The following is a 24,957-nucleotide window of genomic DNA, read 5'->3' as shown; positions in this document are numbered from 1 at the left end:
CTGCTGGCTTGTCCAGCAGTGCGGAATGCCCAAGCGACTCGGATTTGATCAAGAAGTGCGATAACGCCGTTACGATGAATCGGAGCTTCCGCCATTTCTTACTTGGAGCGCTCAAACGCTGCTGGACAAGCCAGCAGTGGCACACGCACATAAGTAAGTAACGGCCTTCCTAACCTTGGAACGCGCCGAAATCTTCGCGGAAGATCGCGCTGATCGACTCGTCGTTGTGGATACGCTTGATCGCTTCGCCCAGCAGCGGCGCGACGGTCAGGATCTTCGTGTTCGGCAGCAAATGGCCCGACTGATGCGGGATCGTGTCGGTCAGGATGATCTCTTTGATCGGCGCGGCTTGCAGTCGGGCGATCGCGTCTCCGCAGAGGACGCCGTGGGTCGCGGCGATGTAGATCTCTTTGGCGCCGGCTTCGAAGGTGGTCTTCGCGGCGCCGCAGATCGAGCCCGCGGTGCTGATCATGTCGTCAAAGATGATCGCCGTGCGTCCTTCGACCGGACCGCCGATGATGTTCTCTTGCGTCGTATCGCTGGCGCTGTGACGACGCTTGTCGCAAATCGCCAAACGACCGCCCAGGCGGCGATGATGGCTGACCGCGCGCTTGATGCTGCCGGCGTCGGGGCTGACGATTACCAGCTCGTCTTCCGGGATGTTGAGCATCTGGAAGTAGTGGTTCAGCACCGGCGCGGCGTACAAGTGATCGACCGGCACGTTGAAGAAGCCCTGGATCTGAGCGGCGTGCAGGTCCATCGTCAGCACGCGATCGGCCCCGGCGGCGGTGATGACGTCCGAGACCAGCTTGGCGGTGATCGGCACGCGACCTTCGTCTTTGCGGTCCTGGCGAGCGTAGCCGAAGTACGGAATCACAGCGGTGATTCGCTCGGCGCTCGCGCGGCGGCAACTGTCGATCATGATCAACAACTCCATGATGTTGTTGTTGACCGGAGGACAGGTCGGTTGGATCAGAAAGACGTCGCGGCCGCGGACGTCTTCCTCGATCTTGCAGGCGTTTTCGCCGTCCGGGAATTCCCCCAGGGTAATGCGGCCCAGCGGAATATTCAGGAACTTGCAGATGTCGCCGGCCAGGCGCGGATTCGCGCGACCGCTAAAGATTTTGATCTCTCTCATTTTCGAAGCGGAATGCACGATCCAATCCGAAGGGGCGTTCAGTACGAGGGCCCAAGGGCCAGGGCGAATTACTTAGTGTAACCGAGACGGCTCATCTCTTCTTCCACCAAACGCAAATCCTCCATCGAATTCACGCTTAACGCTTCGCAAGCCGCCAAAACGGGCGAAGCGTCGACCGAGAGTCCCATCGAACTCAGAATCGCCGGGCAATCGGTCAGGTAATACTCCCGCTGGCGGTTCTGGTTGGTTAATTTTTCGAGCGCTTGCAGCAAATTTTGACAATCGAAGACGTAGGTGCTCATATTCACCTCACGAATTTGCCGCTGCTGGTCAGTCGCATCTTTTTCTTCGACAATGCCGGTAAATCGACCCTCAGCGTCCCGCACGATCCGTCCCAGACCGGTCGGATTTTCTTTTTCGAGGGTTCCCAGCAAACAGGCCATTTGTTCCTGCTCGAAGCGAGTGAGAAGTTTTTCGAGCGAACTGGGCTGTACCAGGGGCGAATCGCCGGTCAAAACGACGACCGAGCCGGCGAAATCGGCCAGGTGATCGCGACAAACCATGACGGCGTGGCCGGTTCCGAGCTGTTCAGTCTGGTCGACGAAGCTGACGCCGGGGCGATCGGCGAGCGTTTCTCGGACCAGATCGGCCCGATGTCCGACGACGACCAGCACCTGATCGACGCCGACGGCGGCCAAAGCGTCGAGGACGTATTCGATCATCGGTCGACCGAGGGCCGGAACGAGCACTTTGGGCAGCTCCGATTTCATGCGTGTTCCCTTGCCGGCGGCAAGTACGACTGCAAGTCTTTTCATCTTCGGCTCTTAGAGTGTTTCGGCGTTCGCCGCGTGCGCTGCCAGAGGGTCGCCAATATCCCACGAAACGAGTCTTGATTCCAGCCCGCGTTGGTTTCTCGCGGGGGAAAACCTTGTAGTGGTTCCCGCGGGGCAATAGGGATAAAATGCGGGTAGTAATGGAACCTCTTCTTTCACTGCAAGTAAGCTGCGAAGGCGCGCACCGTGACTGATCGAAACGAACCAAACCATCTGCACCACCAGGAAACCCCCAGTTTCCGCCTCTTGTTGGACTCGATGTTCGTTCCCAAGAACCAAGAGTTGTGGGAGCGTCTCTGGGAGCAGATTCAAGAAGAGGAACAGATCGCCGAGCTGAAAAAGGCGACGGGGATCAAAGACGACGCGCTCCTCAAGCATTTCGTCGAAATCGGCGTGACCGCGGACAACCTGACCGCTATGGCGCTTTATCCGCTGATGGCTGTCGCCTGGGCCGATGGGATTATGCAGGTTGAAGAGAAAGCGGCGATTTTGCAGGCCGCGCTTGACCTGCATGTCGAAAAAGGGCATGCCAGCTACGACGTGCTGGAAAACTGGCTCGATCACCCGCCGCAAGCAAAGTGCATGCCGGTCTGGCAGGCGTACGTCCGCGCAATCCGCGATAGCCTGACGCCTGAGCAGGATAAAGCGTTTCATGACGAAACGATCGGCCGCGCGCGGAAAGTTGCCGACGCAACTGGCGGAATCTTGGGACGTTTCGGCTCCCGAATTTCCGATAAAGAAGAAAAGGTGCTGAAAGAGCTCGAGGCCGCCTTCCAGTAGGGGGGAAGGCGATTACGCATTTTATGCTCTTGGGCGCCAATTCGCTGTTTTGGGCCCAAGAGCGATGCAATTTGCCAATTTCTGGAAAGCGAAGCGTCTACCCGCTGGGGTAGCGCTCCTCAACTTTTTGATCGCCATCTTCATTCTCTGGATGGCGACCGGGCACGTCTATTGGCGTTTTCCGCTCAGCATGTCGATCCTGCTCGGTGGGATTATCGACATTATTGGCCAGATTCGATTGCGCTGGCGCGAGGAAAGGCGGGTCCATATCACGACGGTGGAGATCGTCACCCTTTCGACCTGCATCGCCCTCTTTTTCGCTGCGGCCAACTACGATCGCAAGCTGCAGATCGCGAACCATCGGGCCGGCATTCTCGGCAATATCGAGTTGCTTGGCGGCTCCTACAAATATGGGGAAAACGGGCTCTGCATCTCGATCGACAATCCCGAGTTCAGCGACCACGATCTGCCCAAACTATGCGCCTATTTGGCGATGGCGACCGACGCCGATATTCCGGTCGAACGACTGGAGATTTATCGCCACGCGATGACGGGGCGTTCGCGGCTGCTATTGCTCGACATGTCGCTCCCCCACGAAGCCCACATCGAAGGGCTACCGGAGAAGTGGGAAAGGGAGTACCGCGACGCCCATCCTGAGACGCTGGTCGAGTTCGTCCCGGCTCCCCCGCTGGAGACCGAAGCGCGGATTCTGACGACCGCCGACGTGATTAACGTCGACGAAAAGGAAGCGGCGGCCGATCAGACGGCCCTCTAAGCGTACCGGCTGCTCGGTCTCCCATTTTTTTTTGACCTCTTACCCGCTTCGAATCCGCCTAATTAGTTGGCAGGCGGATTCGAGACTTCACTGAGCGGGGAAAGCGATGAAAAATAGTTGGGAATCGACCGTCACGCTGAATAACGCAATCCTCTGGGCCCTTTCCGCCGTTACCGGGCTGGCCGCGGTTCAAATGCTGATCTGGGCGACGCTGGGGGCGCTGACGGCGACCGAGACGCTGGTTATGTCGCTGACGTCGTAATGCGAACTTGGGAGACCCGTCATGGACCGGAGACCGCCGGGACCGACCTGTGGAGTCTTCTTGGGACTGATCGCTATCGCAGCGTTGTTCCTCGCCCTCAGCCGAATCGCACTACGGGCCTATTTTTGACGCCCCAACTTCGTTTCACACCAAGGAGCTGAATCATGTCGGAAAAAAATGACAAATATGCCCGCATCGTCGCGACGATCGGCTGTGGGCTGACGATTGCGATCGGCGCCTTGATGGCCTGCGCCGTCTTTGGATATCAAGTTCTTCGCGAGTTTGTCGCGACGATCTAGGACTGTTCCCAGGAGATTTCAACTCCTTCTGCGACCAGTCCGCGCTGGAAGTCGGCCAGTTTATCGGCTGACGCGCGAATCGCCCGCGGCGTCGCTTTCGTCTCGAGCGCATAACTGGCCAAACAGCCGGCCGCTTCGCCGATTCCCCACTCTACCGGATGCAAGCGATAACAGCCGTTGCTCAAGTGGGTCGTGCCGATATTCTTGCAGGCCGGGATCAGGTTCTCGACGCGACGCGGAATCAGCGATCCGAGCGGAATCTGAAACGGGAGCGAGGCGAAGTCGATGTAGTTATTTCCGCCGCTGCTCGGATGAAGGTCGATGTGATACGAACCGACGCCGACCGAATCGGCGAAGGGCGCCGCTTTCATGTTCTTCTCCGCCTTGCCGACGATTTCCGCACGCTGCTGGGCGCCGACATGGAGTTCGGTGACGGTGAACTCGGCGAGAATGCGGCGCGATTCGCGGACGTAGGGATACTTCGCCATCCCGTCGGTCGTGCCGGCCATTTCAGGAACCAGACGCAAGCCAGGGAACCCGGCGCCTCCGTCAGCTCGCGGACATTCGGTCTGCAGCCAATAGAAGAGGGAAAGGCTGAGTTGCTTCGCCTGGGCGATATGCTTCTGCTTTTCCGCCTCGGAGACGTCGATCAAGTTGCCGAGCACATAGTCGTTTTGCGGCCAGTTGACCAGCGTCGTACTGCCCGGAACGCTGCCGGGAAGGAAGTTATTGGCGTCGACGATCCGGCGGTAGTTCCAGAGGTTGAGCGTCCCGGCGGTTGCAGCGCCGGTTGGATCGAAGCCGAGCTTCTTCGGTTTCAAATCGCGCGGCGACGAATAGCTGAGATCGAGCAACTTGCCTGACCAGGGAGGCGTCAGCGCCGGCACATAGTCGCGCCAGAAGTCGTAGTCGGCCGGCTTGTCGCCGACGAAGTTTTCGCCGGCGACATACTGCAATGGAAAGCAGACGGTGAAAGCTTGTTGATTGGCCGGATTGGCGACTTCGGCGGCGTGCAGTTCGTGCGTGTCGGACTTCGCTTCGGCGCCGGTAATGTATTCGGTCCCGGTCAGCGGGAGCAGATCGCCGAGCTCGGTCGCGTCGATGAAGTAGGGAGCAGTCAGCGTCTTCTCGTCCCCGCTTTTCAATGAACGAACGGTCACGCTGCCAACCCGATCGCCATCCATGTCGGCTTGAACCGGAACATGCTCAAGCAGCAGCGTCAGCTGGCCGCTTTGCAGGTAGGGAGCGAGCGTTTCGTTGAAAACGGCGACTGCGACGCGCGGCTCATGACAAAGCCGCGATACCGAACCGTTACCGGGGTTGAGATTCGGCTTGGCTTTGGCGGCGTCGGTCAGCGGATAATTCTGGCGATAGTAGTCGCGGACGTCATTGCGAAACTTGCGATACGACGCGTTGGCGCCGCGAGTCTCGATAAAGCCATGTTCGTCTGGGGGCACGATCTGCGACGTGAGTTGTCCCCCGAGCCAATCGGTCTCTTCCGTCATTACGACCCGCTTCCCGCGCCGGAGCGCGGCGATCGCCGCAGCGCACCCTCCCAAGCTGCCGCCGATGATCACCACGTCGGCTCCGACGTCGCTGTTTTGTGCGGCGGCCAAAAGCCAGGGAGAAAACGAAAGCGCGCCAGCGATGCCGCTGGTTGCCCGCAGGAAAGAGCGTCGATTCAAAGTCATCAAACTTCTCGGAGGGATGGATCGAAGGGAGAGGAGATTAGTAGTCGCGGAACGGACCGCGCGGTTCGGCCGCTTCCATTTCGGCGGTCCAGTTGGCGAACCGCTCTTTCAGCTTGGCGAGCATTTCGGGATGTTCTTTTGAGAGGTCGTTCTTCTCGCCGATGTCCGTGGCCAGGTTGAACAAACCCTTGCCGGCGGCGCTGTCGACCCATTTCCAGTCCCCAACGCGTGCGGCGATATCTCCCTGGCGTTTCCAGAACATCTCTTGTCGCGGCGAACTGCCGCCGTTCAAAGTCGGCAGCATGTCGAAGCCGTCGTAGATGACGTCCGCGGGAAGCTTGCCTCCCGTCGCGGCGACGACGGTCGGAAAGATTTCGAGGGAGGTGAGGAATTCGTCGCTCACTTTGCCGGCCGGAACTTTTCCTTTCCAGCGAACGATGCAGGGAACGCGGTTCCCCCCTTCAAACATCTTCGCTTTGCCTCCCCGCAGCGGCGAATTGTCGGAGCCTCCGCCGCCTCCGTTGTCGGAGAGGAAGATGACCAGCGTGTTGTCGGTGATCTGGTGCTCTTCCAGCCGCTGCATGACCTTGCCGATCGCGTCGTCCATGCATTCGACCGCCGCCAGGTAGTGCTGCCGCCGTTTTTGGGCTTTGCTGTCGTCGGACGGATAGTGATCAAGGTACTCCTGCGGCGCTTGAGCCAAGCCGCGGATCGAACGATCCAGGTTCGACGCACTATGGGGCGCGTTGAACGGCAGATAGAGGAAGAAGGGGCGATTCTTGTTTTCGTCGACGAAGCGAATCGCTTCTCGCTCGAACAGATCGGTCAGGTAGGTTCCCTTGTCCTCTTCGGTCGGCTGGTTGTTCCGAAACATCGACGGGACGCCGTACCGCTCGTGCGTGAAATAGTCGACGCCGGTGTTGGCGAAACCATAGTACTCGTCGAAGCCGCGCTGGAGCGGCAGGAAACGCTTCAGCTGTCCGCCGTCCCATTTGCCGAAGACGGCGGAAGTATAGCCTTGCTTCTTCAGGACGTCGGCCAGAAAGATCTCGCGGACGTCGGTGCCGAGAATCCGTTCGGCGGTAACGGCGTATTCTTCCGGCTTGTAGAGATAGTCAAAGTCGGGCGCCTCGTTCCGGATCATGTCGTAGGTGCCGTTTCGCTGCGGATAGCGACCGGTCATGATCGAACCGCGCGACGGCGTACAGGCCGGCCACGAGACGTAAAAGCTGGTGAGCCGCGTGCCGTCAGCCGCCAACTTGTCCAGGTTTGGCGTTCGCACCCCGTTGTCGCCGATGCAGCTAAGGTCGGCGAAGCCTTGATCGTCCGAAACGATCAAGACGACGTTGGGAGGAGGCGTCGCTTTTTCGGCGGCATAGGCGACCGTGGTCAGACTGAGCGCGCAGAGAACGGCAAGCAGACGAAGCGTGGTCATGGCGGTTGCGGCGGGGGAGGGAGAAGGGAGACGTTTGGCGACCTGCATGATATCACGGAGCATCAGCGCCGCTCAACTAAAAGCCGCATCGGCGGGGGCGCGCACAGAATCGCGTCGCCAGCGTCAAGAAACAGGTAAGGCCGCAACGAGTGCGGCCTTACGAATCAGCAATTGCTTTTGCGTTTAGCGGGCGCCGGCCAGATCTTCCAGGCCGAGACGCTTCATCTTCTTATAAAGGGTCGTGCGGTTGATCCCCAGCTCGTCGGCGGTCAGGTTACGGTTCCAACCGTTCGACTCGAGCGTTTCGAGAATGATCTGACGTTCCGGCGCTTCGAGCGCTTCTTTCAGCGTGCGGCCGTTGGTCCGCTGGACCGAGACCGGGGCGCCCGAGGCGATTGCGGCCGGCAGTTCGCCTGGACCGATCATTTCGTTCTTGGAAAGGAGGACCGAACGTTCAACGACGTTTTGCAGTTCGCGGACGTTGCCCGGCCACTGATAACGTTGCATGGCCGCAAGCGCTTCTTCGGTAAAGCCGCGGATTTGGCGACCCGTATCATGGCGGACTTCGTCGAGGAAGTGATTCGCGAGTCGCGGAATGTCGGTGATCCGTTGACGCAGCGGCGGCAATTCCAGGTTGATGACGTTCACGCGGTAATACAAGTCCTGACGGAACTCACCCCGTTCGACCAGAGTCGAGAGGTTTTCGTTGGTCGCCAGGATGACGCGGGTATCGACCGAGATCGTCTTGGTGCCGCCGACCGGTTCAAATTCGAGCTCTTGCAGCACGCGGAGGAGTTTGACCTGCATGCTTTGCGGAGCGGTCCCGATTTCGTCGAGGAAGATCGAGCCGGTGTCGGCTTGCTTGAACTTACCGATCTTGTCGGTGGTCGCTCCGGTGAACGAACCGGCGACGTGACCGAACAATTCGCTTTCGAGCAAAGTTTCGGGCAAGGCGCCGCAAGCGACTTCGACGAACGGGCGTTCGCGGCGGTTGCTGCGACGATGGATCGCACGAGCGAGGAGCGACTTACCGGTGCCGCTTTCGCCGGTGATCAAAATGGTGGCGCGGGTGTCGGCGACGCTTTCGACCATGTCGAAGATCTTCAACATGCGATGGTCGTGGCCGATGATGTTTTCCAGGCCGTAGCGCAGATCGAGCTGCTCTTTCAGTTTTTCGTTTTCGGCCAGCACCTGGCGTTGCGACAAGGCGCGGTTGATCGCCATTTCGAGTTCGCGATCGATCAGCGGCTTGGTCAGCATGTCGAACGCGCCCAATCGCATCGCTTCGACTGCGTCGTCGGCGGTGCCGTAACCGGTGATCAAAATGACGGTCAGTTCCGGCTGCGTCTTCTGGACGTAGCGCAGTACGTCGAAGCCGTCCCCATCCTGCAAACGGACGTCTGCTAGCACCAGGTCGAATTTCCGTTCGGCCAGTTGCGAAATCGCATCGTGGTAACCAGGCGAAGTCGAGACCGCATAGCCAATTTCGCGGAGCCACATACCCATCGAATCGAGTACATGACGATCGTCGTCGACCAGCAGTATTTGGGGCTGACTCATGCTTTTCACACTTTGGTACAGGCGGTTCGTGGCGACCGGAGGGTTGGCTTACGGAGGCGAATCTGGAGATGGCGCCGACAAGGTTATCTAGGTTACGCCTTTCCAGAAGTCAACGCGCTGATGCGGAATCGCAACACTGCGGTAATTACTATCCTGCGGGATAGGCGTAAAAACGGCCGAAAAACGGCCATTTACGTCTTTCTTACGGCGGGGAACGCCGCAAATCGCTCATGACCCCACCAAAAGCACTAGCTATTTACACCGTTCGCGTTAAGATAGCCTGAAGTTAGCCAACTAATGTTTGACTGGGCATTCGCGGACTCGTCGCCCAATCTTGCACATTACCTGCTGATCTTGGGCAGCACTCGGTAGGTGGCATCGCTCAAATTCGTTGTGGAGAACTAGTAATGGGTATTAATGTCGTTGTTGCGGATGATCACGAAGTGGTCCGCAGCGGTTTGGCAAGTCTGCTCAAAGGGACGGCAATCAGCATCGTGGACGAAGCCTCCACGGGTGACGAAGCGGTCGAAAAGACGATCGCCCACCATCCGGATGTGGTTTTGATGGATATCCGCATGCCGGATACCGACGGCCTGGCCGCGCTCGAAAAGATCAAAAAGGCCTCCCCCAACACGCGCGTTATCATGTTGTCGACCTACGACAACCCGACCTATATCGCACGCGGCGTCGCTCTGGGCGCTCATGACTACGTGCTAAAGGGGTCGTCGCGTGAAACGATCGTCACCGCGATCGAAAACGCCGCCGCTGATCAACCGATCGCCGAAGATAGCCTGATGAATCGCGTTCGTGGCGCCATGTCGAAGCGTCAAGAAGCGAAGCACAGCGACATTCCGCTGACCAACCGCGAAATGCAGGTTCTGCGTCACCTGGCCCTCGGTCTGAGCAACCGTGAAATTGGCCGCTCGCTGAACATCAGCATCGAAACGGTGAAAGAACACGTGCAAAACATTTTGCGCAAGATTGATGTGACCGATCGTACGCAAGCGGCCGTTTGGGCCGTTCGCCGCGGCCTGGTCTAAGGTCGAAATTCTACCCGCGAATATCAGAAGAGACCGTCTTCCCTAAGGCGGTCTCTTTTTTTGCGCGTTGCCCAGGCCGGACGAAAGGGGCACAATAAGATGGTGCCATGCTCTTGCGGCGTCTTCGCCGGATGAGCATGTCTTTGCCCTGGTAACACGTATTGAAGACATGCTCTTCCCACGAAGACGCGGTTAGAGCATGGCGCCGATGGTTTCGCCGCCCCGCATTCTTCTGGAAAGATGAACGCTATGACTCGCACCACTCCCCTGCTCGGCTTGTTCGCTTTCACGATCGCTCTACTCGCTCCGGCGATTTCCTTCGCCGAAGATGCGAAGCCTACCGCGGACCAGCAGGCCCTCTTCGAGAAGTTCTCGGAGACGCTCACCGGTTCGACGTTGATCGGCAAGTTCACGATCGTCGGCCGCGACATGCCGCCGAAAGAAGAACGTTACGACATCAAGAGCGTCCACAAACTGGAAGAAGCCGATCTCTGGCTGTTCAACGCCCGCGTGAAGTATGGGGACAAAGACGCGGTCATTCCGATGCCGCTGGAAGTGAAGTGGGCGGGCAAGACTCCGGTGATCACGCTCGATAACGTGGCGATTCCCGGCCTCGGAACCTTTAGCGCTCACGTGGTGATCGACGGCGACAAGTACGCCGGGACGTGGACCCATGGCGAAGTGAGCGGTCACTTGTTCGGCCGCATCGAAAAGACAAAGTCCGCCCCGGCGGAATAAGCGTACGTGCTGCCGCGTCACGTCAGCGCAACAGAAGAGGCGATTCCGCCAGGGAATCGCCTCTTCGCGTTTCTTGAAGTTGTAATCGAGTTGCGGACTATTCCGCTTCCGTTTCCGGCGCGTCGTCGTCGCTCTCTTCACTACGCGGTTTGACGACCGGTTCGCCGCTCGGAGCGTTGGCGAGAACTTTCAGCGACTCGATGCAGCTGATCATTTCTTCCAACTTGATCTCGGTCCAACCCATCGCCTTGTGGCGGATGATCGCCAGCTTCATCGCGTCGAACGCGTCGAGGACGTCTTCCGGCAGCTTGCCGATTTCGGAGAACGGTTTGACCAGCGCCGGTTGTTCTTCGAAAGGAGCTTCCGAGTCGTCGCCGGTTTGCGACACTTCACGGGGCAAAGCGCCTGGAGCGTCTTCATCGCCGAAGTCAGGACCTTCCGGAACCGGCATACCGTCGTGCGGTTCGATCTCGCCGACGCTTCCCTTCAGTTCCGAGTCGCCCCCTTCGGCGTGCGGTTCGAAGTCTTCGTCCAGCTCGGTGACGACGACGTCGGCGTCGTTGGGACGTTCGTTTTCGAGGCTGCCCATCGTTTCCCAACGTTGGCCCCGCATCGTCGCGACCGACCAGCCATTTTGGACGGCGCCTTCCAGCCACATTTCGGCGTCTTCCCAGTCGATGGCCGCCTGGAAGTGGCTCCAGAAGAGCTTGTCGAACTTCTCGTAGACGTCGCCGAAACGTTCGTAGACGCGACGCAGACGGCCGACGTGCTGTCCGGTGACTGAACCGACGCGGCTCGCCCAGGCTTCATCCGAGTACTCGGTCGCCGGGACTTGTTGTTCGGAGAGCGATTGACGCCACTGGGCGATAATCCGGCCCTTTTCCCAGTTGGTGGTCGAGACCAACGAGTTCCAGCGACCGACGTAAGGTTGCGAGGCGGTATTGAGTCGAGCGATTTCTTCCGATGAGATTTCCTGATCGTTAAAGTCCGCTGCCGAAGCTTCGATCGAATCCAGCTGGGATTCGGGCGATTGTTCTTCCATGCCCTGAGATTCCTCGGATAAAAGACTGCAAGCGCCGCCTTGAAGACGGCTCATCAAACGAGCGGGATGGATTCTAGGTACCTGCCGCTAGCTAGAAAACGGGGCGCGCAGCAAGATTGTTCGCGAGAATTCCGGACGGCGACGGCAAATCGTTTCGGCGACACGATTTCGAGAAAGCGAAATCGGCGTGAAGAGCCCCGGTCAGTCGGGGATAAGTTGTCGACCGATCGTCGACGATATGAGGAAGCCTAGGCCCGCTCGGTCGATTCGAAACCGCACCCCTTGTGCGAACCGTCGCAGAACGGGCGGTTGGCCGAGTGCCCACAGCGGCAGAGGGCGATCGTCGGCTTGTCGATGGTGTAGGTGTTCCCTTCGGCGTCCTCAAGCGTCACGGGACCTTCGACCAGGAACGGTCCATTGTCACGAATGCGAATCTTGGTTTCCGACATATTCCCTACTCTCGAAAGACGAGGCCTATTCCTGGCAGACCTTATGCCGGTGAATTCTACCGCAGACGTTGCGAACTGTCTGCGCGTCGACCAATTATTCGTCGGGCGCCGCTTGGCGAGGTGAAGAAATGCCGCTACGGCAACATTTCGCGTTGGTCTTCAGGAATCAGAAAATGCAGATGATCGCGAAGTTGCGCACGTGCGCGATGAAGCCGGCTGCGCACCGTGCCGATGGGGGTATTCAAAACCTCGGCGATCTGATCGTATTCCAGCCCTTCCATTTCGCGGAGGACCAGGACGACGCGATGCTCTTCGCTGAGCGTCTCCAAGGCGGCTCGGACCTGCTCGACGTTCTCGTGACGCTGCAGCCGTTGTTCGGGGCTGCCGGCGCCGTCGACCGGTTCGCAGCCAGCGATCTCGCGTCCCAGGTCGACCGAATAGACCGGCTTGCGGCGGCGGCGGTGACTGACGGCGACGTTAAACGCGATCCGATAGAGCCAGGTGTAGAACAGGCTGTTCCCCTGGAAGGTCGCCAGTTTCAAGTAGGCCTGAACGAACGACTCTTGGACGACGTCTTCCGCGTCTTCGCGCGAGCCGAGAAAGTGCAGCAGCGTGTTGAAGAGGCGGTCTTGGTATTTGCGCACCAGCTGCGCATACGACGCCGTGTCGCCGGAGAGGATTTGCTCGATAAGCTGGCTATCGTCCACGAATGCTGTGCAAGTAGGAAGTGGATCGAGAGGGTGCTGGCGGACGGCGACGCCGCAGGGACCGCCGCCTTGACGAGTATTCCGAAAAGCCCCATTAACGCCCGCACGATGCGGCGAAACGCGTAATGCTCATCGTATTCCAAACCAATCGACAATACGAGGAGACGCCCCGCCAGAGAATGCGATTACGAAGGGTCGCGGTGGACAATTTCGGGCGAAAAACCTGGAATACAGACGGCGACGTATTGGGCGCCTTCAGGATGCGGCGTGGAATAGCGAACCCACTCCCCGGCCGCGACGATAACGGCTTGACCGGCCCCAACGGTTATGACGCCGCTGTTGGTCTCGACTTGCAACTCGCCGGCCAAAACAACGGTATATTCGTCAAATTCGGGCGTCTGCCCGGGCTCGACCCAGCCGCCGGGACTGGTCATGCGCGCAATGCTAATATCGGAAGTTTCTGAATTAACTCGGCCGATGAATTCTTCGATTTTTTTCGGCTTGTTGCCGGCGGCGGCGATCACGCTGGGGGACTCGATCAAACGGGGCATGCGATTGATTCCCTGGCGAAATGAAGGAGGAAAAAAACGCTACTTGGCGGTCACTTTGTCGCCGCTCACCGGTTGGCTTGATTGGAGAGGCCAGACCGTGTGCGGGGGCTTACGGCGAATGTAAAGGAGCGCAACGAGCGCCAGCGCGAAGATCACGATGCTGACGTTTTGCGAAATCGTCAAACCGGTCCCGGCAAACGACAGTTCATCGGTTCGAATCAACTCGAGCAGATAACGCGTGATCGAATAGATGCCGAGCGAAATCGCGATCACTTCGCCGTCGTGTTTGCGCGTCGGATAGTAGTACGCCGCGAAGAAAAAGAGGATCAGTGCGTTAAGGCTCGCATAAATCTGCGTGGGGTGAACCGGGAGGCTCCACTTGCTGGCGTTCGGCATCAGGATTCGAACGAGCGTGTCGTCCGACTTTTGTAAACGAAGCAAGCCTTCGCGCGACGAGTCGAGCATCAAGCGGTTCGCCGCATCGAGCGCGGTGTATTCCGACCCCTTCTTATCCTTGCCGGCCTTCGGCTCGACGCCGTTGATCTTGACGATGACGTCGCCGACTGAGAGAGCGGTCCCCGCCGCGGCCGAATCTTTGCGGATCTTACCGATCGCGATGTCGCCCCGATTGTTTTGGGTCAAGCGAACGCCGAAGAACTCGCCGTTTTCAAGCTGACGCTGATAGGGCGGGCTGCCTTCCGGAAAGGAGATCGCCCAGGGGTATTCGCAGACGCCGCCGTAACAGCAGCCGTTCAACAAACAGCCGATCCGTCCCAGACAGAGCCCGAGAAACAGACTGGGAGCGATCAAGTCGGCCAGCGCCAGCGCCGGCAACTTGTAGCGATAACAAAACGCCAGGAAGCCGATCGCCGCGCCGATCAGCGAGCCGTAAACGACCAGACCCCCTTCGGTAAAGTTGATCGCGTTGAAGAAGGTCGCTTTCCAGTTTCCTTCAACGTAGAAAAGTTCGTTCCAGTATTGGATCACGAAGAAGACGCGAGCGCCCAGAATGCCGGGGATAAACATCCAGAAGGCGAGCGAATAGATCGCATCGGGATGCAGACCCATCTTCTGCGCACGATGCGCAGCAAAGCTAACGCCGGCCACGACTGCCGCGAGCAGCATCACGCCGTAACCGCGGATCGGGATGCCGCCGTGCTGTGCGACGAACATCGGTAGACCAAACGCAATCACCACCGCGACGATGATGATCATCGGCAGGTAACTCGCGGTCTCCTTGTTCCACCCTTGGCGGCGAATCAAGACTGCTAGCAGCACGAGCGAAATGATCGTCCACAGAATGAGCAGCCAACCGAAGCCTGCCAACGGCAGTCCGAAGAACTCTTGCGGGATTAGAAACAGCGTTTGACGCACGGGCCCAGTTCTCTTCTGGCGGCGGAGGGAAGTGCTATAGAGTCGGCGTGAGACTCACGACGCAGTTGTCGATCAGTCGGGTCTGGCCGACGCGGGCAGCAATCAGAATAACGACTGTATCGGTCGCTGTCTGTAGCGTTTCCAACGTCTGCGGATTGGCGAGAACTGCGTAATCGATCTCACGAATCCCGGCCGCATTCATCTCGGCTCGCATGCCCGCGGCGATTGACGCAGCGTTGCGATCGCCCGCTTCCAGGCGTTCGGTCGCAACCCGCAACGCGCGTGAGATCGACAGCGCCGCGGTTCGCTCTTCTGGCGAAAGGTAACGATTGCGTGAGCTCATCGCCAAGCCGTCTTCTTCACGCACGATCGGGCAGACGACGATTCGAGTCGCGACATCGAGGTCGATCGCCATTTGCCGCAGGACGCACGCTTGCTGGTAATCTTTCTGGCCGAAGTAGGCGATGTCGGCTGGAACGATGTTGAACAACTTGAGCACGATCGTCGTCACGCCGGCGAAGTGCGTCGGACGAAATTCTCCTTCCAGCGGCAGCGCGACGCTGGGAGGGGAGACGACCGTCGACATCCCGGGCGGGTACATGTCGGCCGCTTCCGGGCAGAAAACCCAGACCGGATGATACTGGGACAACATCTCGACGTCCGAGTCCAACGTTCGCGGATATTTCGAGAAGTCTTCGTTCGGTCCGAACTGCGTCGGATTGACGAAGATGCTGACCACGGCGATATCGCATTCGGCGGCAGCGCGGCCGACCAGGCTGAGGTGCCCTTCATGGAGCGCGCCCATCGTGGGGACGAAGCCGACTTTCAGGCCGCTTCGTTGCGCTTCGATCACCTTGGCCCGCATTTCTTTGGGAGAGTGAATCAGCTCGGGCGTCAGCTTGGGAGAATTGCTCATGCGCAGTTTCGCTTAGGTCGACGACATGGCGGCGATCGCCGCGGTGATTTCGGTTGCGGCCGCATCCAGATCGGCGGCGGGAATCGGCAGGTAAGGGCCATGCGGTCGCCACCGATCGCAAGTCGATTTCGGCAGTTGCCAAAAGACGAGGAGTTGCGCGGCGGCGCTCGTTGTGGGATCGCTGGCGCGCTGCAGCGGGAAGTCGCACGTCTGGCCGACTTTCTCAATCAGCGCTTCAACGTTCGCAGCCTCGGGAGCGACGATCTGTACGACCGGCTCTCCTGCGCTCAGTTGCGTCAGCAACTCGCCGAGGGTTCGCTGACAGATCGGATGCGTCATGTCGGCCGCCACTTCCACGGCAGGCTCCAGCACGAAGCGGCGGAAGGTCATGCGCGGATGCGGAACCTCCAGCGACTCGGTCAGGATCTCGCGCTGATCATACAGCAGCAGGTCGAGATCGAGTCGGCGTGCGCCCCAGCGCTCGACCCGCACGCGACCATGTTCTTCTTCGATCTCGATCAGCCGCGCGTGAACTTCTTCGGCGGTGAGTGAGGTTGAGAAGCGAGCGGCCGCGTTGAGGAATTCGGGCTGTCCGTCGGGACCGCCGATCGGCTGCGTGCCGAAGTAGCGACTGACTTGCAGATTGGTAACGCCGGGGGTGCTGCGCAACAGGTCGACGGCACTATCAAGCGTCTGTCGACGATCGCCAAGATTGGCGCCCAAAGCGATTAACGAGTCTGGCATCCGCCGCTGTTCCGGACCAAGGCAGGGAGGGAAACTCCCATTCTAACGCGACGCGGCGATCTCGTACCGCTACCTACCAAAGAAAAAGCATAAAGGGGGCATCCGTTCCACACTAAGGTCGACTGTCGTTCCAGTCAGTCGTCGCCCTTCACGCCCTATATTGCTACCAGCTGAGTGCGTCCTATCGCGGAGATTCCATTCGCCAGACGCGGCCGGGGCAATGCAAATTGAAGTAGGTATCAAATAGTTGGATGCGAAGCTTTATTGAGTTCCGTCCAGCAGTCAGCGCGCAGCTTCGCCACGATGGGAATCGCGAATTTAGCTGCGATGACAAATGCGTCAGAGCGACTTTGAGGAGATCCAGTGAGTCGGTAAGCAGCAAGTCGAAAGGAAAAAACTAGCAACATCCGCTAAAGGTTTCAGTCATCACAAGGCACCATTTTCTGGAGGCGAGACGAATTGTCAAGCAACCAAGAGAATGTTTTTTTTCTCACATTCGATTCGCTCGTAGAACGCCGAGTAAACCTGCTTGAATTGTCATCAAAAAAGTGTTTGCAAGAGGTCTCGCAACCCGCGCAAGCGCGGTGAACTTGTTACAAAGTCATGTTGACTTGCGACGGTTTGGCGGCGTTATTTTTGAAGGCGTCGATGATGAAGCGTCGGCATGTGCTGACGAACTTCGCGTAGTTTCGCCAGCGATATTTCGGCAGTGATTACCGCTTCGGCGTCGCCGCTCGCTGCGGCCAATACGGTTCCCCATGGATCGACGATCAACGAATGGCCGTAGCTTTGAATGCCGCTGACGTACTGCCCAAACTGATTAGCGGCGATGACGAAGAGTTGGTTTTCAATGGCACGAGCGCGGATCAAAACTTGCCAGTGCGCTGCGCCGGTCTTGGCGGTAAACGCCGCCGGCAGCGCTAAACAAGCCACTTTTTCCAGCTCCAAACTACGTGGCAGTTCGGGAAACCGAAGGTCGTAGCAAATCGCTTGCGCGACGCCGCCGAGCTCCGTTTCGACGGTCGACGACAGCTCGCCGGGAGCGACGAATTTCGACTCCTGGACGTGAACGTCGGGGAGTTCAACGTCGAACAAATGGATCTTGCGATAGAGGCCAATTTGTGACCCCTTCGGATCAAAGAATAGGCTCGTGTTGTAGACGCGGTCGTCCGCTTCGCGGCGCTCGGCGAAGCTGCCGGCGACCAAAAAAATTTGATGCTTTTGCGCGGCTTCCCGCATGCGGGTTGCAGTGATTCCGTCCAGCGGTTCGGCTTGTTCCGCTAGCTCTTCCAGTCGCCCTAAAAAGTTGAACAATTCTGGCAGCACGACCAGCTGCGCCCCCTTGTCAGCGGCCTCGGCGATTAGTCGTTCGGCGGTTTGCAGATTGGCTTCTTTATCCTCGCCGGCGTTCATTTGCACGGCGGCTGCAACCCATGGATCAGTCATGCCAGAATCCTCAAAAAAGGGGGGCTTAGTGGCGGGAGAAGTCCAATTTCCTCGTCGCGCCAACCCGTTATCGCATGTTATACTACAGTTAACCCCGAATCCGCCGAAGGAAAGCCTGCGCGCATGAGCACTTCTTCCCAGTCGCCTGGTGCGACTGAATCCACACCGGCCCCAATTGGCCAAGTGCGCGAATTGCTCGAATCGCTCTGCGAAAATGAAGAGATTCGGGTAGAGTTTTTGACGCATCTGTTAGGACGAGCCGCTTGTCGTCAGCTGGCGATCTATCGCCTGCCGGACGACTTTGTGTTGTCGGTCGTCGTGCCGGTCTACAACGAAGTCGAAACGTTGCCGAAGTTGATCGCGGCGATCCGCGAGAGCGGCGTCGCCTGCGAGATCATTCTGGTTGACGACGGCAGCACCGACGGCACCCGTGAGATGCTCGACGGCTGGCGCAATCAGTCCGACCTGAAGATCCTCTTCCATGAGCAGAATCAGGGGAAGGGCGCCGCGCTGCGAACCGGCTTCTGCCAGGCGACCGGCGACGCGGTGATCATTCAAGACGCCGATCTCGAATACTCGCCCGACGACTATCGCGCGCTTTTGCAGCCGATCGTTATGGAAGGCGCCGACGTCGTCTACGGCAGCCGGTTCATCCCCGGCTCGCGCAACGTCCCGCGGCTGCGGCATTACTTGCCGAACAAGATCCTCACCTGGTGGTCGAACCTCTTCACCAACTTCCTGCTGACCGACATGGAGACTTGCTACAAAGTCTTCCGTCGCGACATCATTCAACAGATCGGTCCGACCCTCAAGGAACGCAGGTTCGGCATCGAGCCGGAACTGACCGCCAAGTTGTCGCGGATCAAGGGACTGAAGTTGCGTGAGGTGCCGATTCGTTATTTCCCGCGCACCTACTCGGAAGGGAAGAAGATTGGCTGGCGCGACGGCTTCCGTGCGCTGTGGTGCGTGATCCGATATTGATGAACCAGCCCGACGAACTTTCGCAACAAGTCCGTCGCGGCGCCCGCGCGGTGATCGGCCTGCAGTTGGCAGGGCAAGTCGTATCGATCATCGTGCTGGCCGCTCTCTATCGCCTGGTCGATCCGAGCCAGTTCGGTTTGCTCGGCATGATCCTGCCGGTGACGTTGCTCTTGCGGAGCGTCGGGACGCTCGGCCTGAACGTCGCCGCGGTCCAGCAGCGCGATCTGTCGCAGTCGCAAGCGTCCGCTCTTTTTTGGATCCAGATCTTCGCCGGCTTGGCGCTGACGATCGTCGCCGCAGCGATCGCCCCGGCCCTTGCTTACTTCTATGCCGCGCCAGACGTCCTGATTCCGGCGCTGGCGATGTCCGGCACCGCGCTCGCCGCGAATCTCTATACGCAACATCAAGCGATGGCGGAGAAGCGACTCCGCTTGGGAGAGCTTGCCGTTGCGCGGTTCGTGTCGCAACTGCTCGCCGGCGTCGTCTCGATTGCAATCGCCTTTGGCGGCGGCGGAATCTGGGCGCTCATTGCGCAGCAGTACGTGGAACTGCTACTACTGACGGCCGGCGTTTGGTGGATCGAACCTTGGCGCCCCGACGCGCCGCGGAAAGATCCGACTCTTTCGCCGCTCCTCCACTTCGGCGGCTACTACACCCTCAGCGGGCTGCTGTTCGCCGCGGCGCAGAACCTGGACAAAGTGCTGCTCGCCCTGCTGATCGGACATACCGAAGCGGGACAGCGGCTGATCGGCTTCTATAGCCAAGCCTACAACCAGATGATGAAGCCGGTCTATCTGACGACCGTGCCGCTCGCGTCGGCGATGTTGCCGGCTTTGGCCGCGACGCGTGACGATCAAAACCACTTCCGCGATACGGCGGCCGAGTTCTATCGCTTCGCTGCGATCGTCCTGGCGCCTTGCTCCGCTGGTTTGGCGGTTGTCGGTCAGACGGCGATGGTGGTGCTGGGCGGTCCCGAGTGGCAAACTGCTGGGCTCATCCTGTCGATCATGGCGCTGGCGGCGCTGGCCCAAGGTTTGATTAACATCTGCGGCAGCTTGCTGGCCGCCGTTGGTCAGGCGAAGCGATTGGCCCTGGGCGCCGCGGCGATCAGCGTGGTGCTGGCGATCGGTTATGCCGTTGCCGTCGCGATCGCCAGGCAAGCGGACGGCGACATGGCGGAGACGATCGGTTTGGCGATCGCCTACGCGGCCGGAACGTTGCTCGTCGCGCCGTTCTATCTAGCGTATTGCTTCCTGGTGAGCGACGCCGACGGCAAACGAATGGCCTGGACGATGTCACCGGCGATTTTGGCGGCAATCGGAATGGGACTGCTCACCTTCGGGTTGCAGTGGCTGCTGCTGCGTTACGCGACTTTGCCGCCGATCGTGACGCTGGCTTTGACGATCCTGTTTGGCGTGGTCGTCTACATCGGGCTCGCTTTCGGCGAAGTCCGTTGGCTGTTGCGGCGGATGCGGAACGACTGACGCGCGGCTACTTCTGCCGCCACAAGAGGTCGTCGTCGATCTTGAGCTGTTTCCGCAGTTCGACAGTCTCTTTGAGAAAGCGTTTCGCGTCGACCGGGTAACCGGCCGTAGGACGAAGTTCCGGATTGTGACTGCACCAGTAAGCGTTGAACGCCTCCATCGTCATTTCACGCAGGTACTTAGCGGTCATCGATGCGAGCGCCGCTGGCAGGAACTCTTCTCCGCCTTGGCGAAACTCAATGAGTCCCCTCCCCTGCTCTCTCCGCCACTCGTAACAGCTCCGTTTGCGCGACTCTTCCCGGACGGCGAACAACAGATCGCCAAACGTTTCTTGCAGCAGCCCGGCGTAACGATCTCGTCCGCCATGCTTGTCGCAAACGATGAAGACGTCGCCGGGCTCGGTCGGTAGAAGATCACGAACCAAGCCGAGCGTCGTCTCGGACAAGACTCGGCTCTTGTTGCCGCTCGTGAGACGCTGATTGAATTCGCCGGCGAAGAGGAGCGCTGCCCGCATGTCGACCAGCCGAATTTCGGTTCGATCGAACGTCCTTTCGAGGTTCTCGGCGATCTGGTCGATTTCCGCCTGAGGAACGTCGCACGGTAGCTCCCGATCAAAGTCGGCGAACCAAGGAATCGGCGCCAGGCGGTCGTCCCCGGCCTGGCCGATCTCGGCGACCAGCGAACGCCAGGCGGCGATGTTGCGCTTCAATAGCTTGGCCGCGGCATGCACGCCGCGTTCCAGTGGAGCGAGCGACTTTTGCGCGGTGAAGAGTTGCTTCGAGTCGGCGACCAAGAGACGAGCGTCGCGGGAGTGCGACTTGGCGACGGCGATCACGTCGGTCAGGACGTCGTACAATTCGTTGCCCGAGAGCGAATCAGGCGTCCGCCAAACGGTAGCGGCGATCACCAGCGGACCGAGATTGGGCCCGTACCCCGCTTCGTCGACGCCGATTAACCAGGCCATGCGTTTCGCTCGTCAACTATTGAAAACGGAGGAGCCCGAAGCCGGCAGGCTGCACGTCAGGCTGGGCCGGAATCGTCCATGATTGGAAACCGCAACCGGTGGCGATCCGCTGTAAGCCGACGCTCCAGGTGTCGCCGGAGGTTGGCGGCGTTTTCGCCAGGTCGGTCAGCAGGATGGCGCCTTCGACGGTCCACACGCCGGCGGCGTCGTCCGCTTGAACGTACCACTGTGGATTCCAGGTCGGATCACCGAAGCTCGACTCATGGGTCCAGCCGCACCAGTCGACCGACATCTTGTGGAACGACGCGTAGTCGCGATCGACGTCGAAGAACATCTCGACATGATCCCGTTTCGAGAGATCGGCGTCACGTTCCCGGGCGCTGTTCGGTTTGTTGGTGTAATTGGCGCCAGGGGCATGTTTGGCGCGAATCGCGAAGTAGAGATACTCGCGGTCGTAAGCGAAGAAGACGGCGGCCGGCCAACTGCCGTCGCCGCGGTTGGGGCTGACCAGTTCAAACGGTTCGCAGCCTTGCCAGGTCGCGTCGTCGAGACGTCCGTCGAGCTTCGGCGGAGCCGCGACTTGCAGGCACATCGCAATCGTCTTAGGAGGAATGCCGGCGTTGCGGCCGAGCACAAACTCCGACTGAGCGCAGGTGGACCAGGGATCGTTCTCTCCGCGTCCAACCAGGCGATGGAGCAGGTTCTCTGACGATCGGCCGGAACCTTCGCTGCTAAGAGCGCGAGAGACGGTGAAAGCGACTTCCGGGCGAGCGACGACGTGCGGATATTTAACATTGTACTCTTGCGCCAGCTTCGCGGCGGTTCGCGAGAAATTCCGCTCGATCGAGACCGCCTGACTGTTCGGCAATAGACCAGGGCGAGACGGTTCGTTGGTCGGCAAGAATGCGGCGGCCGGCGTCACCGCGGTTGGGCGAATTTCGGCGGCCAAGGGGGCTGCATCCGGAATCGCATCATCGCTGGCGAAACGGTCGGCGACTTCGCGACTGCCGTAGAAGACAAGCAGCCAGGCGACCGCCTTTTCGGAGAGAGGGTGTTCCGGGAAACGATCGATCAGCGTCGTCATTACCTCGGCGGCCAGCGGTCCATGTCCCGAGGCGTTCTGATGCATCGCAAGTTGATAAAGGGTTTGCGGTCCGGTGTCGCCGGGCAAGTCGCTGGTCAGATCGCCGAGCTGCGCCAGCCACGCGGCGCCGCCATTGGGACGCAAACGAGCCGAAGAGACAATTCGCTGCACATTGTGACGGCGCTGCGCCAAGCGGCGGAGTTCATCGAGATTGCTCGAAGCGAGGGGACGCTCGGCGCGACGTGAAACGCCGCCCGAGTCGAGCGGGATGCCGGAGAAAAAGTCGCGGTCGCCGAATTCGTTCGGCAGCGAGTTGCGATTCAGCTCGAATGAAATTGCGGCCGGAGCCGGAGTCTCGTCTTCGTGCAGTAAGCTACGCGCGGCGGCGGCATGTTCGTTGAACGACATCGCCAACTGCGGTGCGATTTGCGCGGTGGCAATTGTGATCGTGCCGTCGACTCCCTTCGGCAGAGCGGCGAAAACCTTCTTCACTTGCCACGGAGTGAGCCTTAGCGACTCCAACTGTTCTGGATAGGCGTTGGAGTCGGCCGCCTTCTCCACGGCCGACAGCATGATTTGGTTGATCAGGTAGCCGGTCGCGTCGGTTCCACGGGGATCGGCGTATTCGGTCAGCACTACCTGCGGACGCCAGATGCGCAATTGTCGCACCATCCGTTCCTCGGCCCGCTTCAAGGCCTCGCCGTCGTTGGCTTTGTTCCAGATTTCGACGATCTTCCGGCCGTCGAGTCCCAGCTTGTCGCTCGGAAGCGGAAAGCTGGCGGCGCAGTCGGTTTCGCAGATTCCCAATTGCAAACAGGCGGCGCGGATTTGATCGTCGTATTGCAGTTCGAGCGGCGAAGAGGTTTCGGGACGACCGAGAATTTCGACCGCCGTCAGGTAACCGTCTGCAGCGGCGAGTCGACTGAACGCTTCGCACGGAAGCCGCTTGCCGTTGCGGTAGGCGGCGAATACCGCCGCTTGTTCGCCGCCGCGGCGCTGAGCGAACCAACTGGCGCCCCCGTCGGTTGTGGCGAGGATTGTGCCAAACGCACCAACCGCCCAGCCATGCATATTGTCGGCGAAGGTCACTGCGGTAAGAGGGGCTCGATGGCCGGTCGTCGCCGATAGCCAATGGGCGCCGCCGTCGAGCGACGTCAGTACGATCGAGCCAGGCGAACCGACGACGGTGACGCGATCGCCGTTGACTGCGACGCCGCGAGCGTCGAACTGACGTCCCATGCCGCCGGGCAATTCGCTGGTCCGCAAGTTCCACGAGATGCCGCGGTCGCCGCTCGACATCACCAAACCGGAGTCGCCGACGAGCGCCGTAGCTCCTTGCGGATCGAGAGCGACCTGGTGCGTCCGGCGATTGGCGTCGGCCGGGATTGATTCGCGATAAACCCCTTCGTCAAACCAGGCGGTCGCGCCGTCGGCGGCGGTCAGTAGCAGCCCGCCGTTGGGAAGGAGTGCAAGCGAACGCCATGGATGCGGTTTTTCGACCATCAAGGACCGCCAACTGCGACCGCCGTCACGCGTTTCGAAAAGTCCGGTCGGATAGGTCGGCGAAGGATCGGCGACGGCGTAGCCATGATTGGCGTCAACGAACGCGACGTCATGCAAACGGGGAAGTCCGAGATTCGGGATTTCGCGCCAATTGCGACCGCCGTCGATGGTGCGCAGGACGACGCCGCGAGAGATTCGACTGTAGGGAGAGATCTGACCGCCGACGATCCACCCTTTTTCAGCGTCGGCGAATGCGATCGCGTGAAGTTCGACGTCAACGCCTGAGGGAGTCTGGGTCCAGTGGCTTCCGCCGTCGTTGGTGCTCCAGATCACGCCGTGATCGCCAACCGCCAGGCCTGTTTGGGGGTTCTGGAAGTGGACGTCATGGAGCGTAGCGTCTCCCGAGTAATTTCCCGCAGCGCAGAGGGGCGCCGCGGTGAAAACCAGGAAGATTGTTGCGATCCAACCTGACGCTTGGCGGTAGCTGTTGCCCATCCTTGGACTCTCAGGTGCTAGCAGGTGAGAGGGAGAAAACGCCGCCAGTTTAGAGGATGGCGGGAAACGGGGCCATACTGACTGTAACGGTTGCTCATACGCCGATTTGCGGTCATTACGTAACCAGAAAAAAATGGGAATCTTGCGCTTGAGCGTGTTCTAGACTTTCGCAACGTTCTTTTGAGTCCAAATTGTGAGTCAACCGCAATGAGCAATTCGCCGGTTCGCAAGCTTAACGCTGTGATTGTCGACGATGACCCCTCCATGAAGCGTCTTCTGGAGCAGGTCTTGGTGAGCCATTTTGGCGATCGCTTGAACCTGTGGGCGTTTACCGATCCCCACGAAGCGCAGCGTTGGATCGATCAAAACTGCTGCGATCTGCTGATCAGCGATATCGAGATGCCCGACATCGACGGGATGGGGATGCTGATCTTCGCCAAACGCCGTAACTCGTGGACGCAGGTGATCTTCCTCACCGGCCACTCTTCGTGGGACCGCGTGACCGAAGCGATCGAGAACGGCGCATCGGACTTCCTGCTCAAGCCGCTTGATAAAGCGGAACTGATCAAGCTGGTCGAACAAGAGTTCGAACGCTTCGTCCGTTGGCAAACGGCTCTTCGCGGGCGCCGCACTTCCGCCGCCGCTACGAACTAATGCCGGATCCAA

The 24,957-nt window shown here is 59.5% G+C and carries 24 protein-coding genes; 9 read left to right on the top strand and 15 right to left on the bottom strand.

Annotated features, from left to right (window positions below):
- Positions 1 to 169 precede the first annotated feature (169 nt).
- Together LOC68_RS12820 and LOC68_RS12815 are read right to left on the bottom strand one after the other, a co-directional pair.
- Positions 170 to 1,138: a ribose-phosphate diphosphokinase gene (locus LOC68_RS12820; RefSeq protein WP_230219134.1), complete on the bottom strand. Its 969-nt coding sequence runs from the start codon at positions 1,136 to 1,138 to the stop codon at positions 170 to 172.
- Positions 1,139 to 1,206: 68 nt separating this feature from the next.
- Positions 1,207 to 1,953 (bottom strand): sugar phosphate nucleotidyltransferase, encoded by a 747-nt coding sequence (locus LOC68_RS12815; protein ID WP_230219132.1) that lies wholly within the window; start codon positions 1,951 to 1,953, stop codon positions 1,207 to 1,209.
- A 204-nt stretch (positions 1,954 to 2,157) separates the two neighbouring features.
- Here LOC68_RS12815 and LOC68_RS12810 point away from each other — a divergent pair, with 204 nt between their 5' ends.
- The 4 genes from LOC68_RS12810 (at position 2,158) to LOC68_RS28250 (ending at position 4,087) form a co-directional block, all read left to right on the top strand.
- Positions 2,158 to 2,751, top strand: coding sequence for a hypothetical protein (locus LOC68_RS12810; RefSeq protein ID WP_230219130.1), 594 nt, complete (start codon positions 2,158 to 2,160; stop codon positions 2,749 to 2,751).
- A 64-nt stretch (positions 2,752 to 2,815) separates the two neighbouring features.
- Positions 2,816 to 3,526: a hypothetical protein gene (locus tag LOC68_RS12805; RefSeq protein ID WP_230219128.1), complete on the top strand. Its 711-nt coding sequence runs from the start codon at positions 2,816 to 2,818 to the stop codon at positions 3,524 to 3,526.
- Between the two features lie 106 nt (positions 3,527 to 3,632).
- Positions 3,633 to 3,788: a hypothetical protein gene (locus tag LOC68_RS12800; protein WP_230219127.1), complete on the top strand. Its 156-nt coding sequence runs from the start codon at positions 3,633 to 3,635 to the stop codon at positions 3,786 to 3,788.
- 164 nt (positions 3,789 to 3,952) lie between these two features.
- Positions 3,953 to 4,087: a hypothetical protein gene (locus LOC68_RS28250; RefSeq protein WP_255670841.1), complete on the top strand. Its 135-nt coding sequence runs from the start codon at positions 3,953 to 3,955 to the stop codon at positions 4,085 to 4,087.
- Here the strand turns inward: LOC68_RS28250 and LOC68_RS12795 are convergent.
- From LOC68_RS12795 to LOC68_RS12785, 3 genes are all read right to left on the bottom strand, one after another.
- Positions 4,084 to 5,778 carry an FAD-dependent oxidoreductase gene (locus LOC68_RS12795; RefSeq protein ID WP_230219126.1) on the bottom strand — a complete coding sequence of 565 codons (1,695 nt, stop codon included), beginning with the start codon at positions 5,776 to 5,778 and terminating at the stop codon, positions 4,084 to 4,086. The two genes, LOC68_RS28250 and LOC68_RS12795, sit on opposite strands and share 4 nt — an antisense overlap.
- 37 nt (positions 5,779 to 5,815) lie before the next feature.
- Positions 5,816 to 7,276 carry a sulfatase-like hydrolase/transferase gene (locus LOC68_RS12790; RefSeq protein ID WP_230219125.1) on the bottom strand — a complete coding sequence of 487 codons (1,461 nt, stop codon included), beginning with the start codon at positions 7,274 to 7,276 and terminating at the stop codon, positions 5,816 to 5,818.
- A 120-nt stretch (positions 7,277 to 7,396) separates the two neighbouring features.
- Positions 7,397 to 8,773, bottom strand: coding sequence for a sigma-54-dependent transcriptional regulator (locus LOC68_RS12785; RefSeq protein WP_230219124.1), 1,377 nt, complete (start codon positions 8,771 to 8,773; stop codon positions 7,397 to 7,399).
- A 407-nt stretch (positions 8,774 to 9,180) separates the two neighbouring features.
- Here LOC68_RS12785 and LOC68_RS12780 point away from each other — a divergent pair, with 407 nt between their 5' ends.
- Both LOC68_RS12780 and LOC68_RS12775 read left to right on the top strand, forming a co-directional pair.
- Positions 9,181 to 9,813 (top strand): response regulator, encoded by a 633-nt coding sequence (locus LOC68_RS12780; protein ID WP_230219123.1) that lies wholly within the window; start codon positions 9,181 to 9,183, stop codon positions 9,811 to 9,813.
- A 249-nt stretch (positions 9,814 to 10,062) separates the two neighbouring features.
- Entirely contained in the window at positions 10,063 to 10,551 is a 489-nt protein-coding gene (locus LOC68_RS12775) for a hypothetical protein (RefSeq protein ID WP_230219121.1), read from the top strand.
- Between the two features lie 97 nt (positions 10,552 to 10,648).
- On the opposite strand, the gene LOC68_RS12770 is transcribed toward LOC68_RS12775, so the two are convergent.
- The 8 genes from LOC68_RS12770 to LOC68_RS12735 form a co-directional block, all read right to left on the bottom strand.
- Positions 10,649 to 11,593, bottom strand: a complete 945-nt coding sequence (locus LOC68_RS12770) for a hypothetical protein (protein WP_230219119.1) — start codon at positions 11,591 to 11,593, stop codon at positions 10,649 to 10,651.
- Positions 11,594 to 11,841: 248 nt separating this feature from the next.
- Complete coding sequence (locus LOC68_RS12765; protein ID WP_230219117.1) at positions 11,842 to 12,042, bottom strand: CDGSH iron-sulfur domain-containing protein; 201 nt, start codon at positions 12,040 to 12,042, stop codon at positions 11,842 to 11,844.
- A 134-nt stretch (positions 12,043 to 12,176) separates the two neighbouring features.
- Positions 12,177 to 12,749: an RNA polymerase sigma factor gene (locus tag LOC68_RS12760; protein WP_230219116.1), complete on the bottom strand. Its 573-nt coding sequence runs from the start codon at positions 12,747 to 12,749 to the stop codon at positions 12,177 to 12,179.
- A gap of 185 nt (positions 12,750 to 12,934) precedes the next feature.
- On the bottom strand, positions 12,935 to 13,273 hold the full coding sequence (locus tag LOC68_RS12755; protein WP_230219114.1) for a cupin domain-containing protein: 339 nt from the start codon (positions 13,271 to 13,273) through the stop codon (positions 12,935 to 12,937).
- 66 nt (positions 13,274 to 13,339) lie between these two features.
- A complete protein-coding gene (locus tag LOC68_RS12750) occupies positions 13,340 to 14,674 on the bottom strand; it encodes a prolipoprotein diacylglyceryl transferase family protein (RefSeq protein ID WP_230219112.1) in 1,335 nt (444 codons plus the stop codon).
- A 34-nt stretch (positions 14,675 to 14,708) separates the two neighbouring features.
- Positions 14,709 to 15,590 (bottom strand): pantoate--beta-alanine ligase, encoded by an 882-nt coding sequence (gene panC / locus LOC68_RS12745; protein WP_230219111.1) that lies wholly within the window; start codon positions 15,588 to 15,590, stop codon positions 14,709 to 14,711.
- Positions 15,591 to 15,602: 12 nt separating this feature from the next.
- Positions 15,603 to 16,334, bottom strand: a complete 732-nt coding sequence (folK, locus tag LOC68_RS12740; RefSeq protein ID WP_230219110.1) for a 2-amino-4-hydroxy-6-hydroxymethyldihydropteridine diphosphokinase — start codon at positions 16,332 to 16,334, stop codon at positions 15,603 to 15,605.
- A 630-nt stretch (positions 16,335 to 16,964) separates the two neighbouring features.
- Positions 16,965 to 17,780, bottom strand: a complete 816-nt coding sequence (locus tag LOC68_RS12735; RefSeq protein WP_230219109.1) for a carbon-nitrogen hydrolase family protein — start codon at positions 17,778 to 17,780, stop codon at positions 16,965 to 16,967.
- A gap of 123 nt (positions 17,781 to 17,903) precedes the next feature.
- Here LOC68_RS12735 and LOC68_RS12730 point away from each other — a divergent pair, with 123 nt between their 5' ends.
- A complete protein-coding gene (locus LOC68_RS12730) occupies positions 17,904 to 18,761 on the top strand; it encodes a glycosyltransferase family 2 protein (protein WP_230219104.1) in 858 nt (285 codons plus the stop codon).
- Complete coding sequence (locus LOC68_RS12725) at positions 18,761 to 20,245, top strand: oligosaccharide flippase family protein (RefSeq protein ID WP_230219102.1); 1,485 nt, start codon at positions 18,761 to 18,763, stop codon at positions 20,243 to 20,245. The genes LOC68_RS12730 and LOC68_RS12725 overlap by 1 nt, the downstream gene beginning before the upstream one ends.
- A gap of 7 nt (positions 20,246 to 20,252) precedes the next feature.
- Here the strand turns inward: LOC68_RS12725 and LOC68_RS12720 are convergent, their stop codons facing one another.
- Both LOC68_RS12720 and LOC68_RS12715 read right to left on the bottom strand, forming a co-directional pair.
- Entirely contained in the window at positions 20,253 to 21,209 is a 957-nt protein-coding gene (locus LOC68_RS12720) for a hypothetical protein (RefSeq protein ID WP_230219099.1), read from the bottom strand.
- A gap of 16 nt (positions 21,210 to 21,225) precedes the next feature.
- Positions 21,226 to 24,291, bottom strand: a complete 3,066-nt coding sequence (locus LOC68_RS12715) for a YCF48-related protein (protein ID WP_230219098.1) — start codon at positions 24,289 to 24,291, stop codon at positions 21,226 to 21,228.
- Between the two features lie 207 nt (positions 24,292 to 24,498).
- Here LOC68_RS12715 and LOC68_RS12710 point away from each other — a divergent pair, with 207 nt between their 5' ends.
- A complete protein-coding gene (locus tag LOC68_RS12710; RefSeq protein ID WP_255670843.1) occupies positions 24,499 to 24,945 on the top strand; it encodes a response regulator in 447 nt (148 codons plus the stop codon).
- The last annotated feature ends 12 nt before the right edge of the window (positions 24,946 to 24,957 follow it).

This window comes from Blastopirellula sediminis (assembly GCF_020966755.1).
Lineage (GTDB): Bacteria > Planctomycetota > Planctomycetia > Pirellulales > Pirellulaceae > Blastopirellula > Blastopirellula sediminis.
The sequence above is the reverse complement of the archived record's forward strand: the minus strand, read 5'-3'. Positions and strand labels throughout refer to the sequence as shown.

What these genes read in the sequence shown, in the direction of transcription:
- LOC68_RS12820 (WP_230219134.1), bottom strand. Translation starts at nt 1,138, where the DNA reads ATGAGAGAGATCAAAATCTTTAGCGGTCGCGCGAATCCGCGCCTGGCC.
- LOC68_RS12815 (WP_230219132.1), bottom strand. Translation starts at nt 1,953, where the DNA reads ATGAAAAGACTTGCAGTCGTACTTGCCGCCGGCAAGGGAACACGCATG.
- LOC68_RS12805 (WP_230219128.1), top strand. Translation starts at nt 2,816, where the DNA reads ATGCAATTTGCCAATTTCTGGAAAGCGAAGCGTCTACCCGCTGGGGTA.
- LOC68_RS12800 (WP_230219127.1), top strand. Translation starts at nt 3,633, where the DNA reads ATGAAAAATAGTTGGGAATCGACCGTCACGCTGAATAACGCAATCCTC.
- LOC68_RS28250 (WP_255670841.1), top strand. Translation starts at nt 3,953, where the DNA reads ATGTCGGAAAAAAATGACAAATATGCCCGCATCGTCGCGACGATCGGC.
- LOC68_RS12795 (WP_230219126.1), bottom strand. Translation starts at nt 5,778, where the DNA reads ATGACTTTGAATCGACGCTCTTTCCTGCGGGCAACCAGCGGCATCGCT.
- LOC68_RS12790 (WP_230219125.1), bottom strand. Translation starts at nt 7,276, where the DNA reads ATGCTCCGTGATATCATGCAGGTCGCCAAACGTCTCCCTTCTCCCTCC.
- LOC68_RS12785 (WP_230219124.1), bottom strand. Translation starts at nt 8,773, where the DNA reads ATGAGTCAGCCCCAAATACTGCTGGTCGACGACGATCGTCATGTACTC.
- LOC68_RS12780 (WP_230219123.1), top strand. Translation starts at nt 9,181, where the DNA reads ATGGGTATTAATGTCGTTGTTGCGGATGATCACGAAGTGGTCCGCAGC.
- LOC68_RS12775 (WP_230219121.1), top strand. Translation starts at nt 10,063, where the DNA reads ATGACTCGCACCACTCCCCTGCTCGGCTTGTTCGCTTTCACGATCGCT.
- LOC68_RS12770 (WP_230219119.1), bottom strand. Translation starts at nt 11,593, where the DNA reads ATGGAAGAACAATCGCCCGAATCCCAGCTGGATTCGATCGAAGCTTCG.
- LOC68_RS12765 (WP_230219117.1), bottom strand. Translation starts at nt 12,042, where the DNA reads ATGTCGGAAACCAAGATTCGCATTCGTGACAATGGACCGTTCCTGGTC.
- panC (WP_230219111.1), bottom strand. Translation starts at nt 15,590, where the DNA reads ATGAGCAATTCTCCCAAGCTGACGCCCGAGCTGATTCACTCTCCCAAA.
- folK (WP_230219110.1), bottom strand. Translation starts at nt 16,334, where the DNA reads ATGCCAGACTCGTTAATCGCTTTGGGCGCCAATCTTGGCGATCGTCGA.
- LOC68_RS12735 (WP_230219109.1), bottom strand. Translation starts at nt 17,780, where the DNA reads ATGACTGATCCATGGGTTGCAGCCGCCGTGCAAATGAACGCCGGCGAG.
- LOC68_RS12730 (WP_230219104.1), top strand. Translation starts at nt 17,904, where the DNA reads ATGAGCACTTCTTCCCAGTCGCCTGGTGCGACTGAATCCACACCGGCC.
- LOC68_RS12725 (WP_230219102.1), top strand. Translation starts at nt 18,761, where the DNA reads ATGAACCAGCCCGACGAACTTTCGCAACAAGTCCGTCGCGGCGCCCGC.
- LOC68_RS12720 (WP_230219099.1), bottom strand. Translation starts at nt 21,209, where the DNA reads ATGGCCTGGTTAATCGGCGTCGACGAAGCGGGGTACGGGCCCAATCTC.
- LOC68_RS12715 (WP_230219098.1), bottom strand. Translation starts at nt 24,291, where the DNA reads ATGGGCAACAGCTACCGCCAAGCGTCAGGTTGGATCGCAACAATCTTC.
- LOC68_RS12710 (WP_255670843.1), top strand. Translation starts at nt 24,499, where the DNA reads ATGAGCAATTCGCCGGTTCGCAAGCTTAACGCTGTGATTGTCGACGAT.